General features: G+C 44.5%; 17 protein-coding genes, 1 pseudogene and 1 riboswitch. Of the genes and pseudogenes, 12 read left to right on the top strand and 6 right to left on the bottom strand.

The features are described 5' to 3' along the window. Positions 1-3: 3 nt before the first annotated feature. The 6 genes from QUB13_RS13250 to QUB13_RS13225 all read left to right on the top strand — a co-directional run bounded on the left by QUB13_RS13250 (position 4) and on the right by QUB13_RS13225 (position 4971). Positions 4-1095, top strand: coding sequence for a sensor histidine kinase (locus QUB13_RS13250; RefSeq protein ID WP_333381368.1), 1092 nt, complete (start codon positions 4-6; stop codon positions 1093-1095). A gap of 358 nt (positions 1096-1453) precedes the next feature. Beyond that, on the top strand, positions 1454-2359 hold the full coding sequence (locus QUB13_RS13245) for a D-hexose-6-phosphate mutarotase (protein WP_333381365.1): 906 nt from the start codon (positions 1454-1456) through the stop codon (positions 2357-2359). 198 nt (positions 2360-2557) lie between these two features. Next, positions 2558-2794: a hypothetical protein gene (locus QUB13_RS13240; protein ID WP_265236273.1), complete on the top strand. Its 237-nt coding sequence runs from the start codon at positions 2558-2560 to the stop codon at positions 2792-2794. Beyond that, on the top strand, positions 2791-3138 hold the full coding sequence (locus QUB13_RS13235) for a type II toxin-antitoxin system PemK/MazF family toxin (protein ID WP_333381362.1): 348 nt from the start codon (positions 2791-2793) through the stop codon (positions 3136-3138). Before QUB13_RS13240 ends, QUB13_RS13235 begins: the two co-directional genes overlap by 4 nt. A 31-nt stretch (positions 3139-3169) precedes the next feature. Next, complete coding sequence (locus QUB13_RS13230) at positions 3170-4690, top strand: phosphomannomutase/phosphoglucomutase (protein WP_333381359.1); 1521 nt, start codon at positions 3170-3172, stop codon at positions 4688-4690. A gap of 53 nt (positions 4691-4743) precedes the next feature. Then, entirely contained in the window at positions 4744-4971 is a 228-nt protein-coding gene (locus tag QUB13_RS13225; protein ID WP_194011858.1) for a hypothetical protein, read from the top strand. 310 nt (positions 4972-5281) lie between these two features. On the opposite strand, the gene QUB13_RS13220 is transcribed toward QUB13_RS13225, so the two are convergent. Further along, the gene (locus QUB13_RS13220; protein WP_333381356.1) at positions 5282-6556 is read right to left on the bottom strand and encodes an alpha/beta hydrolase; all 1275 of its coding nucleotides are present in this window, start codon (positions 6554-6556) and stop codon (positions 5282-5284) included. A 175-nt stretch (positions 6557-6731) separates the two neighbouring features. Continuing rightward, positions 6732-6876: riboswitch (cobalamin riboswitch) on the top strand. Between the two features lie 518 nt (positions 6877-7394). Here QUB13_RS13220 and QUB13_RS13215 point away from each other — a divergent pair. After that, entirely contained in the window at positions 7395-8384 is a 990-nt protein-coding gene (locus tag QUB13_RS13215; protein ID WP_333381353.1) for a methyltransferase domain-containing protein, read from the top strand. 274 nt (positions 8385-8658) lie between these two features. Here the strand turns inward: QUB13_RS13215 and QUB13_RS13210 are convergent, their stop codons facing one another. Beyond that, positions 8659-10413, bottom strand: a complete 1755-nt coding sequence (locus tag QUB13_RS13210) for a serine/threonine protein kinase (protein WP_333381350.1) — start codon at positions 10411-10413, stop codon at positions 8659-8661. 893 nt (positions 10414-11306) lie between these two features. Here QUB13_RS13210 and QUB13_RS13205 point away from each other — a divergent pair. The 3 genes from QUB13_RS13205 to QUB13_RS13195 all read left to right on the top strand — a co-directional run bounded on the left by QUB13_RS13205 (position 11307) and on the right by QUB13_RS13195 (position 13666). After that, on the top strand, positions 11307-12737 hold the full coding sequence (locus tag QUB13_RS13205) for a form I ribulose bisphosphate carboxylase large subunit (protein ID WP_333381347.1): 1431 nt from the start codon (positions 11307-11309) through the stop codon (positions 12735-12737). Between the two features lie 137 nt (positions 12738-12874). Further along, complete coding sequence (gene rcbX / locus QUB13_RS13200; protein WP_194012735.1) at positions 12875-13285, top strand: RuBisCO chaperone RbcX; 411 nt, start codon at positions 12875-12877, stop codon at positions 13283-13285. 45 nt (positions 13286-13330) lie between these two features. Next, positions 13331-13666, top strand: a complete 336-nt coding sequence (locus QUB13_RS13195) for a ribulose bisphosphate carboxylase small subunit (RefSeq protein WP_333091076.1) — start codon at positions 13331-13333, stop codon at positions 13664-13666. 281 nt (positions 13667-13947) lie between these two features. Here QUB13_RS13195 and QUB13_RS13190 read toward each other — a convergent pair whose 3' ends face one another. From QUB13_RS13190 to QUB13_RS13180, 3 genes are all read right to left on the bottom strand, one after another. Beyond that, complete coding sequence (locus tag QUB13_RS13190) at positions 13948-14586, bottom strand: restriction endonuclease subunit R (RefSeq protein ID WP_333381344.1); 639 nt, start codon at positions 14584-14586, stop codon at positions 13948-13950. Positions 14587-14775: 189 nt separating this feature from the next. Then, positions 14776-15009 carry a hypothetical protein gene (locus QUB13_RS13185; protein ID WP_333381342.1) on the bottom strand — a complete coding sequence of 78 codons (234 nt, stop codon included), beginning with the start codon at positions 15007-15009 and terminating at the stop codon, positions 14776-14778. Between the two features lie 9 nt (positions 15010-15018). Further along, positions 15019-16242, bottom strand: a complete 1224-nt coding sequence (locus QUB13_RS13180) for a hypothetical protein (RefSeq protein ID WP_333381339.1) — start codon at positions 16240-16242, stop codon at positions 15019-15021. 252 nt (positions 16243-16494) lie between these two features. Here QUB13_RS13180 and QUB13_RS13175 point away from each other — a divergent pair, with 252 nt between their 5' ends. Beyond that, complete coding sequence (locus QUB13_RS13175) at positions 16495-16764, top strand: hypothetical protein (RefSeq protein WP_333091071.1); 270 nt, start codon at positions 16495-16497, stop codon at positions 16762-16764. 90 nt (positions 16765-16854) lie between these two features. On the opposite strand, the gene QUB13_RS13170 is transcribed toward QUB13_RS13175, so the two are convergent. Further along, positions 16855-17229 (bottom strand): hypothetical protein, encoded by a 375-nt coding sequence (locus QUB13_RS13170; RefSeq protein WP_194012741.1) that lies wholly within the window; start codon positions 17227-17229, stop codon positions 16855-16857. Positions 17230-17457: 228 nt separating this feature from the next. Between QUB13_RS13170 and QUB13_RS13165 the strand changes: the two are divergent. After that, positions 17458-17604: pseudogene (locus tag QUB13_RS13165) on the top strand (Uma2 family endonuclease); the annotation flags it as partial. Positions 17605-17854: the final 250 nt, after the last annotated feature.

The raw sequence follows: 17854 nt of genomic DNA, 5'->3' as shown, positions 1-17854 counted from the left end.
ACTATGGCATCAGAAAAAATAGATGATTTAACAACTCAGCAGCTAGAAAAAGAAAACCGAATTTTGCGAAAAAAGTTAGAACGAGCGGAAAAAAACTGTTTGGAACTAGAACAAACAAATCAAAAAAAGGAGTTTTTGCTCCGACAAATCATCCATGAGCTAGAAGATTCACAGAGGGAAGTCAAGGAAAAGCGTCAGTTAGAAGAGACATTGCTCGAACTCAAACGAACTCAAGCCCAACTTGTTCATGCTGAGAAGATGTCTAGCTTAGGACAGCTTGTAGCGGGTGTAGCCCATGAAATTAATAACCCTGTTAACTTTATCCACGGCAACCTCACATATATTGAGGAATATTCGCAAAAGCTGCTAGAATTAGTGCAACTATACCAGCAGCACTATTCCAATCCAGTCGCTGAAATTCAAGCGAAAGAAAATGAAATAGATCTGGATTTTTTGCAGATAGACTTACTCCAAATCCTGAAATCTATGAAGATCGGAACTGAACGTATCAGTCAAATTGTGTGGTCGTTACGGAATTTTTCGCGCATGGATGAAGCCGAGTTAAAGTCAGTAGATATTCACGAAGGGATAGATAGTACATTGCTGATTTTGCAACACCGTCTGAAGGAGAATCGAGGAGGCTCAGAGATTAAGGTGATTCGCAATTATGGCAAGTTACCCTTGGTGGAGTGTTATGCTGGACAATTAAATCAGGTTTTTATAAATATTCTGGCAAACGCTATTGATGCGATTGATGAGGTGAATGCTCAAAAAACTCAACAAGAAAGACAAGAAAATCTTAATCTGATTACTATTTCTACATCTGTAATTAATGTAGACTGGGTGCAAATTGCGATCGCCGACAGTGGAGCCGGAATTTTAGAATCAATAAAAAAACAGATATTTAATCCATTTTTCACTACAAAACCTGTTGGTAAGGGAACCGGAATGGGAATGGCGATTTGTTACCACATCATCACCCAAAAACATGGTGGTCAGCTAATATGTTTTTCAACTCTGGGCACGGGGGCGGAGTTTGTGATTCGTATTCCTGTCCGCAAAAATTCTGAAATATCTCCCTTACAATTAGCATAAATCTGCCTCAAGCGCGATAGAGCTTGGAGTATATCAGCATCTCCTGCATTGAAAAAAGCGTTTTTTATTATAATCCTGTCCCTGCTGGCACGACCAAAGCAAAAATGAGATGCTTCCTCAAAAAAATTGACTCGTCGTTGCGATCGCATCTGTACAAACTTCTCGACAGTTAAACGATTATTTCAGTTTTTCTGGGATTTTGATCGGTTCAATAATCCCAATTAAAAAAATACGATGCTTTTGCACGACTAATTGAGACGTGCTGTATATTGTACCCAAAAAATAGTGACTCAAGAATATCGTAAAATCTAGCCACATAATATCGGATAATTGTGAAGCAACCAACCAGGCAAACAGCATGAGTATTGACCAATTAAACACAGACTACGGCATTGCAGACAACCTCACCTTCGCTAGCGGAAACGGTGGTTTCCCGATGATTCACATCGACAACGGCCAAGCCAAAGCCGTGATTTCTGTGTATGCCGGCCAAGTGCTCTCCTTCCAACCAGCCACCGAAACCGCAGACGTGATGTTTTTGAGCGAAAAAGCTTACTACGCCGAAGGAAAAGCCATTAAAGGCGGTATACCCATTTGTTGGCCCTGGTTTGGCCCAGATCCCGAAGGCTTGGGCCGCCCCAGTCACGGGTTTGTGCGGAATCGCCTGTGGAATGTGGTAGAAACCGCCACCACCCCAGACGGCGCAACCAAAGTCATTCTAGGACTTCAGGATACCGAGGAAACGAGAGAAATTTGGCCTCAAGCCTTTGAACTGGCGATCGCCATTACCGTTGGCACCAGCCTCACTGTAGAATTAATCACCCGCAATCTGGGCGACAAAGCATTTCCCCTCACCCAAGCTTTGCACACCTACTTCCGAGTCGGCGACATCAACCGCGTGCAGGTTTTGGGTTTAGAAAATAGCCAGTATCTTGATAAAGTTGATGGTGGTGTAGAAAAAACTCAAGTAGGTGCAGTTGTAGCAGTCGGTGAGGTCGATCGCATTTATCTCGATGTCACCAATCAATTAGTAATTGACGATGCCGCCCTCAACCGTCGAATTCGTATTCAATCCTCTGGCAGTAAATCCGCCGTTGTGTGGAATCCCTGGGTGACAATTTCTGCAAACATGGCCGACCTCGACGATGCAGATTATCAGCGCTTAATCTGCGTAGAAACGACGAATGCGGCTACAGATATTGTGGAAGTCCCCGCGCATGGCGAGTTCTGCTTGCAAGCAATTTATAGCGTTGAACGCGACTAAAGAATGAGAGTCTAATCTCAGCGGTGATGGGGCTATAATTTTCATGATTGGATTTAAAAACTCTGTCACCGTAACGACGAAGAATGTCTTACCCTCAGAGATATTGCTATAATGATATCTCAAGAAAAGTTATAGGGAAATCAACAGCGAACATCCGGTATTGTGACCACAAATAAATTTGATGAGGAAATTTTATTTATGTCTTCCACTACTCGCGAACAACTACATCAACAGATTGATAGCTTACCAGATCATATTGTCGAACAAATTGCCAGCTTAATCCTATCTATAACCACCCAACAGAAAATACCAGCATCAGAATACACGGAATGGCAAAGTACCCAGTGGCAAGATTTTGCATTAACGCAACTTTTCGGCGAAAATGATGAAATTGAATATTCCTTAGAAGATGCTCAAGAAATTTATCAACCATGAAACCAGGTGATATTGTATTAATTCGTTTTCCTCAAGCTGACTTGAAACAAGGAAAACTTCGTCCTGCATTGGTAATCGCCATTGCACCCGGTCGCCATCCTGATTTATTACTCGCTTTGGTTTCCTCACGCATCGATCAATCAACAGCAGGATTTGACGAAATAATAGATGTGGCAGATTCTGACTATATAGCTACTGGTCTTAAGGTTGCTTCTATTGTTCGACTAGGACGATTAGCGAGTGTCGAATCATCGGTTGTCAATGGTCGTTTAGGAAGTATTTCAAATGAAAGATTAATACAGATAAAAAATCGTTTAATTGATTGGCTCCAAAATAGTTTATAATCGAAATAGTGAGGATAGTAAAAAAATAATTATGCAAAACTATAACTGGAAAAAACTCCAAAATGGCTCAGATATTCGTGGTATCGCCCTCGAAGGCGTTCCCGGTGAACAAGTCAACCTCACGCCCGAAATTGCCACAATTTTAGGTAAATCCTTTGTCAGTTGGCTGGTGAAAAAAGTCCACAAACCGGCTGCAGCGTTGATAATTGCGATCGGGCGTGACAGCCGCCTCTCCGGGCCAACATTAATGCAAGCAGTCATGGACGGAATCGCCTCAGTTGGTGCCACAGTATACGACTTTGAAATGGCCTCAACCCCCGCCATGTTTATGAGTACCATAACCCCCGGTTTTTATTGCGACGGCGCGATTATGCTCACTGCTAGCCATTTGCCTTTTAATCGCAACGGCTTAAAGTTTTTCACCGCCAACGGTGGGTTACAAAAAAAAGATATTACCGATATTTTAACACTAGCCCAAAGCAATCATTTTCAGTCAGCCGCAGCGCCCGGTAACATTACCAAGCATGATTTTATCTCTGTTTATGCCAACCAATTTGTCAAAAAAATTCGGGAATCAGTCAATCATCCCGATAACTTTGAGCAACCGCTGACAGGGTTAAAAATTGTTGTGGATGCGGGGAATGGTGCGGGCGGATTTTATGTCGATAAAGTCTTAAAACCTTTAGGTGCAGACACTACCGGCAGTCAATTTTTAGAACCAGATGGTACTTTTCCCAATCATGTACCCAATCCCGAAGATAAACAGGCAATGCAGTCAATTTGTCAAGCGGTAATTGAAAATCATGCTGATTTTGGGATTATTTTTGATACTGATGTCGATCGCAGTGCGGCCGTCGATGGAATTGGCAAGGAACTCAATCGCAATCGCTTAATTGCTTTGATTTCTGCGATCGTCTTACAAGAACATCCAGGCTCTACCATTGTCACCGATTCTATCACCTCCGATGGTTTAACGCAATTCATCGAACAGGATTTAAAAGGGATTCACCATCGCTTTAAACGCGGCTACAAAAATGTGATTGACGAGTCGGTTCGCCTGAATCAAGCCGGACAGGAGTCATGGCTGGCGATTGAAACCTCTGGACATGGAGCTTTGAAAGAAAATTATTTTCTGGATGATGGCGCTTACTTGGTGAGCAAATTATTGATTGAATTGGCTAAATCTAAGCTAGCCAATCAATCGTTACCAGATTTAATTGCTAATTTACAAGAACCCGCAGAAAGTGCAGAATTTCGGATTAAAATTAATGTGGATGATTTCAAAGTTCTGGGAGAGGCTGTCATCGACAAACTGCAAGATTTTACCTCAACGCAAGCCGACTGGAAAATTGTTCCCAATAACTACGAAGGCGTGCGAATTTCTTGCACATCAGCTAGCGAATCCGGCTGGTTTTTGTTACGCTTATCGTTGCACGATCCGGTGATGGTTTTGAATGTTGAGTCTAATGTTAATGGTGGTGTCGCTCTCATAGTTGCTCGGCTTTTAGCTTTTTTCCAAACAACAGAATCGCTAGATTTATCTGCTTTGTAAACCCAATTTTAATTGGGATTATTACTAAACCAAACCCTAGGAGGAATTCGATAATGTGGCTTTTAATTATTAATTGTTCTGCAGCAAGCTGGGAAACCCATTCCAAAGCTTTTAAGGCGATCGCAGAAAAATATCCGGCCACGCCTCTTTCTTCCAAAAAGATGAAAGGCGACGGTGAACGCATCATGGAATATAAACTTGAAAATGTCAATGATGTAGAGGATTTCATGGAAGAATGCTTGACTTTGGATGGCTTTACCGCTACTTTTGAATCTCTATAAATCCGGGGTTGGAAGTCGAAAAATTCTCAATCAACTTCTTGCGTAAATCTTCGGTTGTTCGGTCAACTGCGGAGGTAAGGCAGATGATTTAATGAGAGTTTACGAATAAAGCAACTCTGCTTTGAATTTATGGTTTGTAGTGGGCGCGAAAGTCCTCTGCTTAATATCGTCCCCGGTCGATTGACCGATCTCGCGATTGGATCGCGCGTGCGTCAGTCAGTGTCCGCAACAAATGAGCGGACTCGCATTCCGTACTACGAACCTTTGTTAGATCGGTTAATCGATGGGACAGGGTATGAAACCTTTTGATTTATAGAGCTGCATTGGTTTTTGGGAGTGGGATGAATTGGTAATCGGGAGACTTCAAAGCCCAAGCTAAAAAACGTTCTGTGTAATACAAAGCTAATTGATTGCTAGGCCCATTAAAAACTGCATCAAAGGCGTGTTCTGCCCAAGGAATTTCGAGCAAAATAGCACGATTTCCTGTGGCGCGCAATCGTTCGTAGAGCGATCGCCCAAACTTAGCCTGTACGATATGGTCGCGACCTGCATAAACCAGTAGAGAAGGGGGAAGATTCGGTTTAACGTAATTGATGGGAGAAGCCCGACGGTAAAGCTCCTTGAGTTCCTCTGGCGTTCCTCCGAGAAAGGCACGCAAGACGGCTCGAACATCTATCGCATCAGGAAAAGGTGGGTCATTGTATCCCCCAATCAGGTTATTGGGGCCGTAATAATTCACCACTGCTCTGATGGGAAGCGCGCTTGAACCGTAAGTAGTTAGCATTGCTAAATGGGCCCCTGCAGACCTTCCCATCAAAGCAATTTTATCAAGATCGATTTCCCAATCACCGGCATGAGTTTTGATGTAGGAAAGAGCGGCTTGCACGTCTTCAAGCTGAGCCGGAAACTTATATTTGGGAGCGTGGCGGTAATCAATTGCTACAACACAATAACCTCGCGCGGCCATGTAGCGGTTGAATTCTTCATTGTAATCGGGATTACCTCTTTGCCAAGCTCCTCCGTAAAGCATGATTATCGCGGGATATTTGCCAATTTGCATCGGCCGGTAAAGGTTGATTTTAAGTGAAACTCCGTCAGGGTTAGCAAATACAATATGCCGATCGCTCCTGATGTCTCTGATGGGAATTCCCCGGAACGCATCTGCTAGGATAAACGGTTGAGGGCGTAGCTGCGCGCGCAGGGTTTGAGGAAGGGTGGCTAAATAGTTTGTGCCTAAAACTGCTGGCATTTCGGTAGCTATCGCTGCGTTCGTTGCTGTTAGTTGCATCAGCGGAAGCAGGCTCAGAATGAGGGCGAACAGGTTACAAATTAGTAAAGTAATGTAGACTTTGCCTCGATGTCGTTTGAGCAGATTCAGCAAAAGGGCGATCGTATTTAGGCCCACCAACCAAGGACTAATTTCTGGTGCACCCACCGCCAAAGGATACAAAAACATCGTCGGTGCTGGTACGACGATCCAGAGACTGAGAAATAGCCCGATCGCGCTTGCGAACCAACGAATAAATCGCGAGACTGAGAACCCTGTCAATAATCGTAACTTTTTGCCGTTATTCTTGGGGAGCATCGGATTTTCGCAACCTAATTTTTAATCAGCTTAAATTAATCGGGCGGTTTTGATTGGTGAGTCGATCGCCCCTGCCACCACCAAACCATAGTAATGCGTTCGGGTGCCGCAATTTGTGAGATTGCTGACATATTTCACAGTTTTTGATGCAAACAAGCCAAAATTGTGATAACATCATATATGTACAAAAATCGGTTCCAACAACAAACCAGCGTTGGAAGAAACGGGGAAAATTCGGTGCAAATCCGCTGCTGTCCCGCAACTGTGATGAGATGATAGAGTCTCTCAGTCAGAAGACCCGCCGATCGCAAACCTGTTCTTTTTCGTCTGCGAGGCATAGATGATGGTTAATTCAGTATTATTTAATAGATCGCCCTATAGAAGATTGGGGCCTTGAAGATTTACTTGCAGCGCAGTGAATCACTAGAGCTTGAATTTTCTACTAAAATTTAGTGCCCGGTACGATAAAAGTACGCGGCAAAAAACCGATTGTTGGGGTCAAAATCGCTCTATGGAATGAGAAAGATATTGATTTTACCTCTGGCATTCATTCACAAATTATCGGAAAATCATCTGCGTTGCATCTGTGTCGATCTGCTTGACATCTGCGGTTGATGTATCGATGAAGACTTATGCAACGCAAGTCTATGAAATTTCACCGATTGCTGATAGATGTTCAGTCAGATAATAGCTGATTCGTGACAGTAAAGACTAGGCGATCGCCCATAAATCGCTAACTTTTTCGCTGTAGTCTGTCGCGACAAATAGACATCGTGAATCAAAAACGCACCAAATTGAATTTTGTGCTAGCTCCTGAGATGATAAGAGAAAGGAAAAAATGAATTTATTTGTAGTATTTGGACTTTTGTTTGGACTGCTGGCGATCGCCCTTGTGCTCTATTTAATCACGGCTCGCCCTTATCAATCATCCGACTCTGTGGCCAACTCCTACGACGAGTGGACAGAAGACGGGATTTTGGAATTTTACTGGGGCGAACACATCCACTTAGGCCATTACGGTTCGCCGCCACAACGGAAAGATTTCCTCACAGCAAAATCCGATTTTGTGCATGAAATGGTGCGCTGGGGCGGCTTAGATGGATTACCTGCTGGTACTACTGTTCTAGATGTGGGCTGTGGAATTGGCGGTAGCAGCCGCATTCTGGCCCAGGATTATAAGTTTGCTGTGACGGGAATTACTATCAGCCCGCAGCAAGTTAAACGCGCTCAAGAATTAACTCCCCCAGAACTCGATCTGCAGTTTCGGGTGGATGATGCTATGGCGCTTTCGTTTCCCGATGCGAGTTTTGATGTGGTTTGGTCGATCGAAGCAGGGCCCCATATGCCAGATAAAGCTGTTTTTGCCAAAGAGTTGATGAGGGTAATCAAGCCTGGTGGCCTGCTGGTTGTGGCTGACTGGAATCAAAGAGACTCGCGCCAAATCCCTCTCAATTTTTGGGAGAAACCCGTAATGCGACAACTGCTGGATCAGTGGTCGCATCCGGCTTTCTCAAGCATCGAGGGCTTTTCAGAACTTTTAGAAGAAACGGGGTTTGTGGAGGGCACTGTGACCACCGCAGATTGGACGCAAGAAACCCTTCCTTCTTGGATAGATTCTATCTGGCAAGGTATAGTTAGACCGGTCGGATTAGTACGTTTTGGTGTATCAGGTTTTATCAAGTCTCTGCGAGAAGTACCGACACTTTTACTAATGCGATTAGCGTTTGGTGTGGGGCTATGTCGCTTTGGGATGTTTCGCGCAGTGCGATCGCATTCCTTGGCAGAATTAACAGAAACAAATTCTACCAAAGTTATGACTGGCGTTTAGCCACTCCATCATCAATGGTTGGGAGCATCTTATACCAATTTCATAAATTAGCGCTAGATTTTACCCCCCCAACCCCCCCTTATTAAGGGGGGGCTTCGGAATTCATCTATAGCACATCTTTAGAAAAATGGTATTAGTTTTGCATTATAGTGCGAGCTTAAGAGCTCGCGTATTGTACTCGCGAGCTCTTAAGCTCGCACTATCATAAAAAAATGCTTTTTGCAAAACTGAGATGCTCCCCAATGGTTCGCACTACGAACCGTTTTTGCCCTAATTAGCGCCAGCCCAACCACCTGAGCACGGGCACAACTAAATAATGACTCACTCCCAAACAAAGCCCGATCGTACTTCCCAACAAACCAAAAAAGGCGATCGCACCCCAAACTTGCAGCCAGAAATTAGTATTAGACGATTGTGACAAAATCGCAAAGAAACTCCCAGGAAAAATATTCCAAGCATTCAAAAACAGAAGAATTCCCGTAGAACAAACAGCCACCACCAAAGCATGAACTAATTGATGGCTACGCAAACCCATTCCTACAGTCATAGAGGCGATCGCAAAAGCCCCCAAAATAATCCCCTGCACGCCGCTAGAAGTCGTTGCTTCCATCCAGCACAAACCAGCCAACAAATAGGCTTGAGCTCCCATCAATCCCGACAGCCAATACTGTTTGTGCTGGCGAAAACTCCCCGCATCCGTCAAACCGATCGCAGTTCCCCAACCCGCAAAGGCAAACAGCAGCAATTCCGGCCCGACAGTAAAAGTCATGTCATGGATTAATTGGTGCAAACCTTCATTTAGAAAACTGGCAATTTCCTGGCCGACAGGCGCAGAGATCAAAACTAAACCGCCGATCGCCCCGGCACATCCACCAACCCCGCCGAGCACCATTTCCCAGCCGGTATCGAGAGAAGCTACTACGATTTGGGCGATCGCCCCGAACAGCAAAACCGTCAAACTTGCGGTTTTTTGCGCCCCCGCCACCACCACTTGCCGGCAGAATTCCACAATAGCTTGACCGGCTGGGGCCGTCGCAATTTTGCCCTTACTCCTAGCATAAATCTCCTGCAAGCGCGATCGAACATCCCCAGCCGCAGCCGGACGATCCTGCACGTTCGATCGCACCATATCATCCAACAAATTCGCCAAAGCCGGACTCACAGACACAATATGTCGCCACCGCAACTCACCCGTCATCGGATCTTCAATTTCAGCGGGATACTTCCCCGTCAGCAAATGAATGCAAGTCCGCCCCAAAGCATAAAAATCCGTCGCCGGTACCACACCACCGCCCACAATTTGTTCCGGCGGGCTGTATCCGGGCGAAATCAAGCGCGTCGAGCTCGGAGAATCTTTCCCCACCGGTGCGCCACCGCCCATCTGTTTAACTCCCCCAAAGTCGATCGCCACCAATTGCAGTCCGCCCAAACCCTTGCTCAGCAAAACTTGTGGCGATTCCGGGTCTCGCAGCATCAAATTGCTCGGTTTAATGTCGCGGTGAATAATCTGACACCTGTGCAATTCCTCTAAAATATCCACAGCTTGACTCAGCCAACTAAACACCCATTCCTGCGGACACCCCTGAGAGTGTTCTTCGAGAACTGCTTCTAAAGTTTTGCCGTGAATTTTTTCCATGACCAAACAAGGCAAGTGCCTCGCTGTGACATTTCTATCCACGCCTGAAAAATTTTGGGTTTTGACATGAAAATAACCGTCCGGCTCGACTATCGGGACACCGGGATGCCGCAAAAATGCCAAAACCCAAGCTTCTTGCTCGAACAGTTTCAGCGCTTTCGGGGCAGTTTCGAGCAATACTTTCAGGACGCGATCGGTTTGAGTTTCTGTGTCCCAAACCGTGTATATGGCTGCAAAACCCCCGGAACCGAGAACTTCTAAAGGAACGTAGCGATTTTTTAGCCGCAGCGGAGTCCCGCAATTCTGACAAAAATTGTTGCCCCAAGTCTGAGGGTAAGGCCTTGGGCAATCTGGATTGATGCAGTGGACGGCTTTTGAAGGGGGGTGAGGCACAACCAGAGTAGAAATGGGGCTAGATATCCATATTAGACTTACGCGCAGCTAAGGCAGAAACCCGGTTTTAAGCGAAGTTTAATTGCTGTAACGACGGATTTTGGTTGGAAAAACCAGGTTGCTGCTGCATCAGTCCTGTCCATATTATGTGCTATGCTGTCGATTTTTGACTTTGCCCTCTGAGAGTCAGTCGATTTTAGATTTTCGATTTTGGATTTTCGATTGAAGATTGTGCCAGAGTTGGCGCGATCGGGCTTTACAACCTCAGAAACCCGGTTTCTTGCTATATTTCTCGTTAATACACCCAAATTTTTCTCAGAAACCCGGTTTCTCGCCCACCCACGGGATTTTAGATTTTGGATTTTGGATTTTGGGAGAGTTGGCGCGATCGGGCTTTACAACCTCAAAAACCCGGTTTATTGGTATATTTCTCGTTAATACACCCAAATTTTTCCCATAAACCCGGTTTCTCGGCCCCCCACGGGATTTTCAATTAAATAATTGCATACTCGATTGCAGTTGAGATCGATCTCCTACCCTAAAATTAAGTATTTATAACTAACTTTTCCTCCCCCCAACCTAAAATTTACAATTTCAAATTTAATCGATCTCCACCATAAAATTAAGTATTTATAACTAATCTTTCCTGTTTCCTCAATCTAAAATCTAAAATCTAAAATCCAAAATCTCCTCGATCCCCAGCCTTTCCCCCTGCATCCTTTGCCGCTTTCGTTTAATAAGATATGTTACAAAAAATATCTAAATATAAAGAAAAATAAACAATACTTATGAGGATTAAAAGAATATTAAAATTAAAGAGCACCCATTTATTGATATATTTTTAACAGCCTGCGATCGGGCAAAAAAATTAAGCGAATACTAGGAAGCGAGATATGGCTTACGCGCAAACCCAAACTCAATCAAAGGCTGGGTATAAAGCCGGAGTTCAAGACTATAAACTAACGTATTACACACCGGACTACACGCCGAAAGATACAGATATTTTGGCAGCATTCCGCGTCACACCGCAGCCAGGAGTTCCCCCAGAAGAAGCTGGAGCTGCTGTGGCCGCTGAATCTTCCACCGGTACATGGACGACTGTTTGGACTGACCTCCTGACCGACCTTGACCGCTACAAAGGTCGCTGCTACGACATCGAGCCAGTTCCGGGCGAAGACAACCAATACATCTGCTTCATCGCCTATCCTTTGGATTTGTTTGAAGAAGGTTCCGTCACCAACTTGCTGACCTCTTTGGTCGGTAACGTATTCGGTTTCAAAGCTCTGCGTGCTCTGCGGTTGGAAGACTTGCGGATTCCCATTGCTTACCTGAAAACCTTCCAAGGCCCTCCTCACGGTATTACTGTTGAGCGGGACAAATTGAACAAGTACGGCCGTCCTTTGCTCGGTTGTACAATTAAGCCCAAATTGGGTCTGTCTGCGAAGAACTACGGCCGTGCCGTTTACGAAGTTCTGCGCGGCGGTTTGGACTTTACCAAAGACGACGAAAACATCAACTCGCAACCGTTCATGCGCTGGCGCGATCGCTTCCTGTTCGTTCAAGAAGCTATTGAAAAAGCTCAAGCAGAAACCGGCGAAGTCAAGGGTCACTACTTAAACGTAACTGCCCCTACCTTTGAAGAAATGATGGAACGGGCTGAGTTCGCCAAAGAAATCAAAACCCCGATCATCATGCACGACTACCTAACCGGTGGTTTCACTGCAAACACCAGCTTGGCCAAATGGTGCCGCAAAAACGGTATTTTGCTGCACATTCACCGCGCCATGCACGCCGTGATCGATCGTCAAAAAAACCACGGTATCCACTTCCGCGTACTTGCCAAGTGCTTGCGGATGTCCGGCGGCGACCACCTGCACTCCGGTACAGTTGTGGGCAAACTCGAAGGCGAAAAAGGCATCACGATGGGCTTCGTAGACTTGATGCGCGAAGACCACATCGAACAAGACCGCGCTCGCGGTATTTACTTCACCCAAGATTGGGCCTCCATGCCCGGTGTCATGCCGGTTGCTTCTGGTGGTATCCACATCTGGCATATGCCAGCCTTGGTTGAAATCTTCGGCGACGACTCCTGCTTGCAGTTCGGCGGCGGCACCTTGGGCCACCCTTGGGGTAATGCACCTGGTGCAACAGCTAACCGCGTTGCTTTGGAAGCTTGCGTCCAAGCTCGTAACGAAGGCCGCAACTTGATGCGCGAAGGCGGAGACATCATTCGCGAAGCTTGCAAATGGAGCCCTGAATTGGCTGTTGCTTGCGAACTCTGGAAAGAAATCAAGTTTGAGTTCGAGGCAATGGATACCGTTTGATGATTTTGGGTTGCAGATTTTAGGTTTTAGGTCGCAAACTTGCTCTTAAGTCTTTATCTTTGAAGAAGATTTACAAGTAAGTTTGCATCTAAAATCTAAAATCCAAAATCTCAAATTTGAGGGAGCTGGGGTCAAAAATGGATCTCAAACAAGTTGCGAAAGACACCGCTAAGGTGCTGGCAAGTTACCTAACCTATCAATCCGTGCGGATTGTGGTCGCTCAGTTGAGCGAAACCAATCCTGCCCAAGCCATCTGGTTGAATGACTTTTCCACGAAGAACAAAATCCAAGATGGAGAAGCTTACATTGACGAGCTGCTGAGGGAAAATCAAGATTTAGGATTTCGGATCATGACTGTGCGAGAATATCTGGCTCACGATGTGACGGAATTTTTGCCAGAAATGGTTTGTACTGGCATTCAACAGTCGAATATGGAACACAGACGCCAGCATTTAGAGCGAATTACGCAACTTAATTGGTCTGTTTCTACCAGTCATCCTGAAGCATCAATAGATTCTGAACCGAATCTGGATAATTTGTCGAGTTAATCGATCGAGAAGTGCGATCGAACACACACCTTAGAGATACAAAAAATGAAGACTTTACCTAAAGAGCGTCGTTACGAAACTCTGTCCTATTTGCCCCCGCTGACAGACTCCCAAATTGCCAAGCAACTCCAATACATCCTGGATCAAGGCTACATTCCCGGCGTAGAATTCAACGAAAGTTCTGCTGCTGAAATGCGCTACTGGACTTTGTGGAAGTTGCCTTTGTTTGGTGCTCGCAGCGTCCAAGAAATCATGACTGAAATTCAAGCTTGCCGCCAAGAAAATCCTCAGTGCTACATCCGCGTCATGGGTTTTGACAACGTGAAGCAGTGCCAAGTGCTCAGCTTCATCGTCCACAAGCCTAACAGCAGAGGCTACTAAGCTTTAACAGCCCTATTTTTTTAGGGGAAAAGTTAGCTAAAAATTGAGGTAGGGAATTCTCCCCGCCTCATTTTTTTTTAGGGCGATGATGATTAGACTTATTAGATAAATCTTTTATTGATAGATATACCGTAGATGAAAGGCAGATAAACACATATCAACGCAGATAATTTCAAGAGAGTCTCCGAATCAAAGCAAGATGTTTCTTCTTCCTTCTTCCTTCTTCCTTCTTCCCTCTTCCTTCATCCTTCTTCCCTCTTCCTTCTTCCTTCTTCCTTCATCTACAGCTTACAAATAGCCTTTAAAACTTGCAACAACACAACTGAAGATTCGGGTTCCATCAAAGTCAGAAAAGGCATTAACTGATAGGTTGGAGTATTGCCCCCCTGAATATTCACGAACTGATAGTGCATTCCGTTGGTTGTCAAACCCCAGATAGTGTCTTGATATTTTAAATTTTGATAAGCATAGATTAGCAATTGGGATAAACCCATCAATGCGTTGATTCCAGAATTTTTACTTTCAATTACCAAAACCCAAAAATATGTATCGCTTCTGATGGGCTTTATCCTGTTGACAGCCAAGATATCAAACCGTCCTTTAATGATAGTATCTTCATCTTCAATGCTAATTTCGGCGATATCTTGTTCTAAACTAATTTTAATCGGGCGGCGGTAGAAGCCAGCCAATCGCATTAAGGGAAAGGTAGTCAGAGCTTTTACCAGTCCTTCTGAAACTCGATCCGTGGAAATATAGTCATCAAAATCATCCCTAATTTGTGTAAGTTCCTGCTGTTCGTGTTCTGTGATATCTTCAAGAGATAACAGAGAGGTAAATGAGTTAGTGTACTGCTTTTGAAAGCCGAACAGACGGTGTACTTCTGATAATGTTAGATTTTTTGCATTAATAGTTGTCGTCATATTTTGATGGTTATTTAAGTTTTAGTTATAATTGTAACATAGAGATTGTGGTAATCAACTTGCACAAGATAAGGAGGACACGGCAGTGCCGTGTCCCTACCCCATAATCATCAATCTTCCTTTTCTGATAACCATCGCGCAATTAATTGTAGGGAAACGGCACTGCCGTGTCCTGACTTTGGCTAATATCTAATCTATCTTCTCCATCACCATCCCATCAACTATTTCATAACCCCAATTAAAATGTCGATTTGCCAACTGCTGGGCCATGTCATATTCGCCAAAATTGCATAGTTCAACTAACTTTTGATATCCTTCATCTCTTTCTCGCTGCAACCTTTTCCGCCGCAGTTGTTCCCTCTCTTCGTCAGAAGGATTTGGTCGCTCTTTTCCCAACGCATTTATCTCGCTAACTCGCTTCACATTCGCCTCCTAAAAAAAAATGGATTCTATAATTTCATCATTAACAATTTCATAGCCCCAGTCTGGATTAGCAGCGATTTGTTTTTCAACTATACTTCGACCGATCGCAGTATTGTAAGCTTTTTGTAAAGATGAAATACTGGGAATTTCGTCAGCGGTTGGCGGCTCTTTTTGTTCGAGTTTTGGCGGTTCTGGCATCGGTTCAGATGTGGATTGATTCAGGGCAAATTGCGGCCCGATCGCCCCTAATTTCCGCATTACGCTATCCTTGGTGATTTGCGGTTTTTCGTTGAAGGAAGACGGCAGATATGGTGTGTCAACGCCCTGCAGTTTTGCTTTCAGCGCATCATCCGCAATACGATCGCACTTTCGCAAAAAACCCTCCCACAAATCCTTCCCCAACACTGGATTTCTCAAGTCAGCGCGGGCTTTAGACACTGCTGCTTCCAGCGGTTCGCCCTTGTGGACGTAATACTGAATTCGCTCCTCTTCAAACGCCGGATAAGGCACTTCCGGCTCAATTTCCCAATCCCGCTTAACTTTCTGACTTTCTCCCAAAGGAATTCCCGCGATAAATTCGTCCCAAAAAGTCGAAGTTAAGCCTTTTGTCATGCCGTCAATAACTTTAAAAGCCCATCCCGAAGGATTGCCAAATCCTAAGTTGCGAACTCTGGCATATTCTTCTAAAGCCCGCTGAAAGTTGTGCAATTCTTCTTGGGAATTCCAAGGGCCGCTAAATTGGTAATTCGCGGTGACAGCAACGGCTATTTGCTGGCGCGGTTGTCCGAAATATTTGTCGGTTTTAACTGCACGCTGTGGGGGGGAAGTTTCGGATAATATTTCTACAGGGCGATTTGTGCGATCGCGAATTGGTTCTGTTATAGTCTCGGTGTGGTTGTTGGCAAAAAAGTTATTAAGTTTTTCCTCAAAAGCGTCAATATCCGCCCAGAGTTCTAGGGTGTCGGTGTGGGGATTTGTTGATTTTTCTTTCAAGAGCGATCGCACTTTTAGCAAGCGCCTCGCGATTTCTTGTTCTTCGGGACTTAAACCCGTGGCTTTTTCTATTTCGTTGCTGTTAGTTTTCACCCATTCGCTAGAGTTGGAATGTTGCACTTTCCATTGCAATAATTGGCAAAGAAAAATACTCGCACCAACTCCGCCGGTAATTTGGGCGAGTTTGGGATAGTAGATAGCGGGATTTCCTAAATTTCCTAAAAATATTCCTATTTTCATTTTATAAATTCCTAATTTTCTTGAATCCTAGGGTACCAGTCGGCCTATCTTACCTAATATTAGAGTGTGCCAAATAACACCTTACCTCAACTAAACTAAGATTAAGAAACTTAAGATTTTCTTTAAGCTTCTGTCTATTCCAGACGGAATAAAGATTCTAGAGCAAAGACGGGGATCGCATACTCGATCGCCTGATTGACAGAACAGAATTAAGCGTAATAATAAATTATTTACTGTACCGATCCTCCCAAAATGAATCCAGAACGCCAAGAAGCTTATTTGAACTTGATCGAGCGAGTGCTCACCTGTCCCAACGGCCAAGAACCAGAGGTTTTAAGTTCCTGTTCCGATTTAATAGATGCCGGATTTGTGCAAATGCTAATCCAGATATCAGCTTCAATGGCCGGGGAAGGAGACAGAGATACTGCCAATTTTTTAGTGCAACTGGCTCGTTTGCTGGGGAAATCTTTGGGATTGTCGCCGGATTTAGTGCCGGCCGGGTACAGCAGCGCACAGGGATAGATAAAAGTCCGCGCGACGTAGCCATCCCTCTTCATAAATCGCCTCGTTTTGTTTCAGGAAATCGGGGCGATTTTAACTGCATCAATGCCTTTACAGTTGATATTCGAGAGGCTCGCAAAAATCATTTACTCCAGTTTTAAATACATAAATAATCACCGAAGTTACCAAGATTTTAGGACAAATTTTTGCAGCGACCAAATCTCTAAATGCTGCATTCAATTGTCCGTTTGTCAACTCTTCTTTAACCTCAGATTTGCAGATAGCAACGCGGCATCTTTTGGCCAATCCGTCCAGCCACTTTTCCGAAATATTCGGTTCTTGTCCGGCTTGAATTGCCAGAGATATTGCTGCATCTTCGATGTTACCTTCGCAATCTTCGATTTCGTCGAGGGCTTTTAGGGCTTCGGGATATTCGGCTAATTGCGATCGAAATTGGGCAATTTCTTGTGAAGTAATAATCACCATAAAATTTTAGTTTGTGCTTTGTTGACTGGACAAGTTTAGGAGTTAAAGTTGATATTATAGCATTTTTTTATTTGGGGTTGGGAGAAGAACTCAAATATCTCCTATCTCTTAGTCTCGCGTTGCGCGAACATTGTTTGTGTAGACGCGGTTTCAACCGCCGGGTACTCTTAGTCTCGCGTTGCGCGAACATTGTTTGTGTAGACGCGGTTTCAACCGCCGGATGTTCTCTTGCGTTTGGGTTGGTTGATTAATCCTCAAGACGAACAAGTGGAAATTTATCGCGCTAATCGCGAGATGGAGATTGTACAATTTCCGGTTAGTTTGTCGGGTGAAGATGTGTTGCCGGGATTTGTGTTGAGTTTGCCGATGGTTTGAATGGGAATTAGGAACCGACAATGGGAATTAGATGGGAATCGGCGATTGAAATCGCTTCTACAAAAACAAAGTCCGCGCAACGCGAGACTGAAGATTAGATTAAATTTTTACGGTTTCCAATGGGATTTTTTTTCGGACAAATATCATCGTCGTACCAACCAGTTAAAGCCACAGCAATGGGAATCGGCGATTGAAATCGCTTCTACAAAAACAAAGTCCGCGCAACGCGAGACTGAAGATTAGATTAAAT

It is taken from the genome of Microcoleus sp. B4-D4, assembly GCF_036705185.1.
In the GTDB taxonomy this organism is placed as follows: domain Bacteria; phylum Cyanobacteriota; class Cyanobacteriia; order Cyanobacteriales; family Microcoleaceae; genus Microcoleus.
This window is presented reverse-complemented; position numbering and strand designations above follow the sequence as displayed.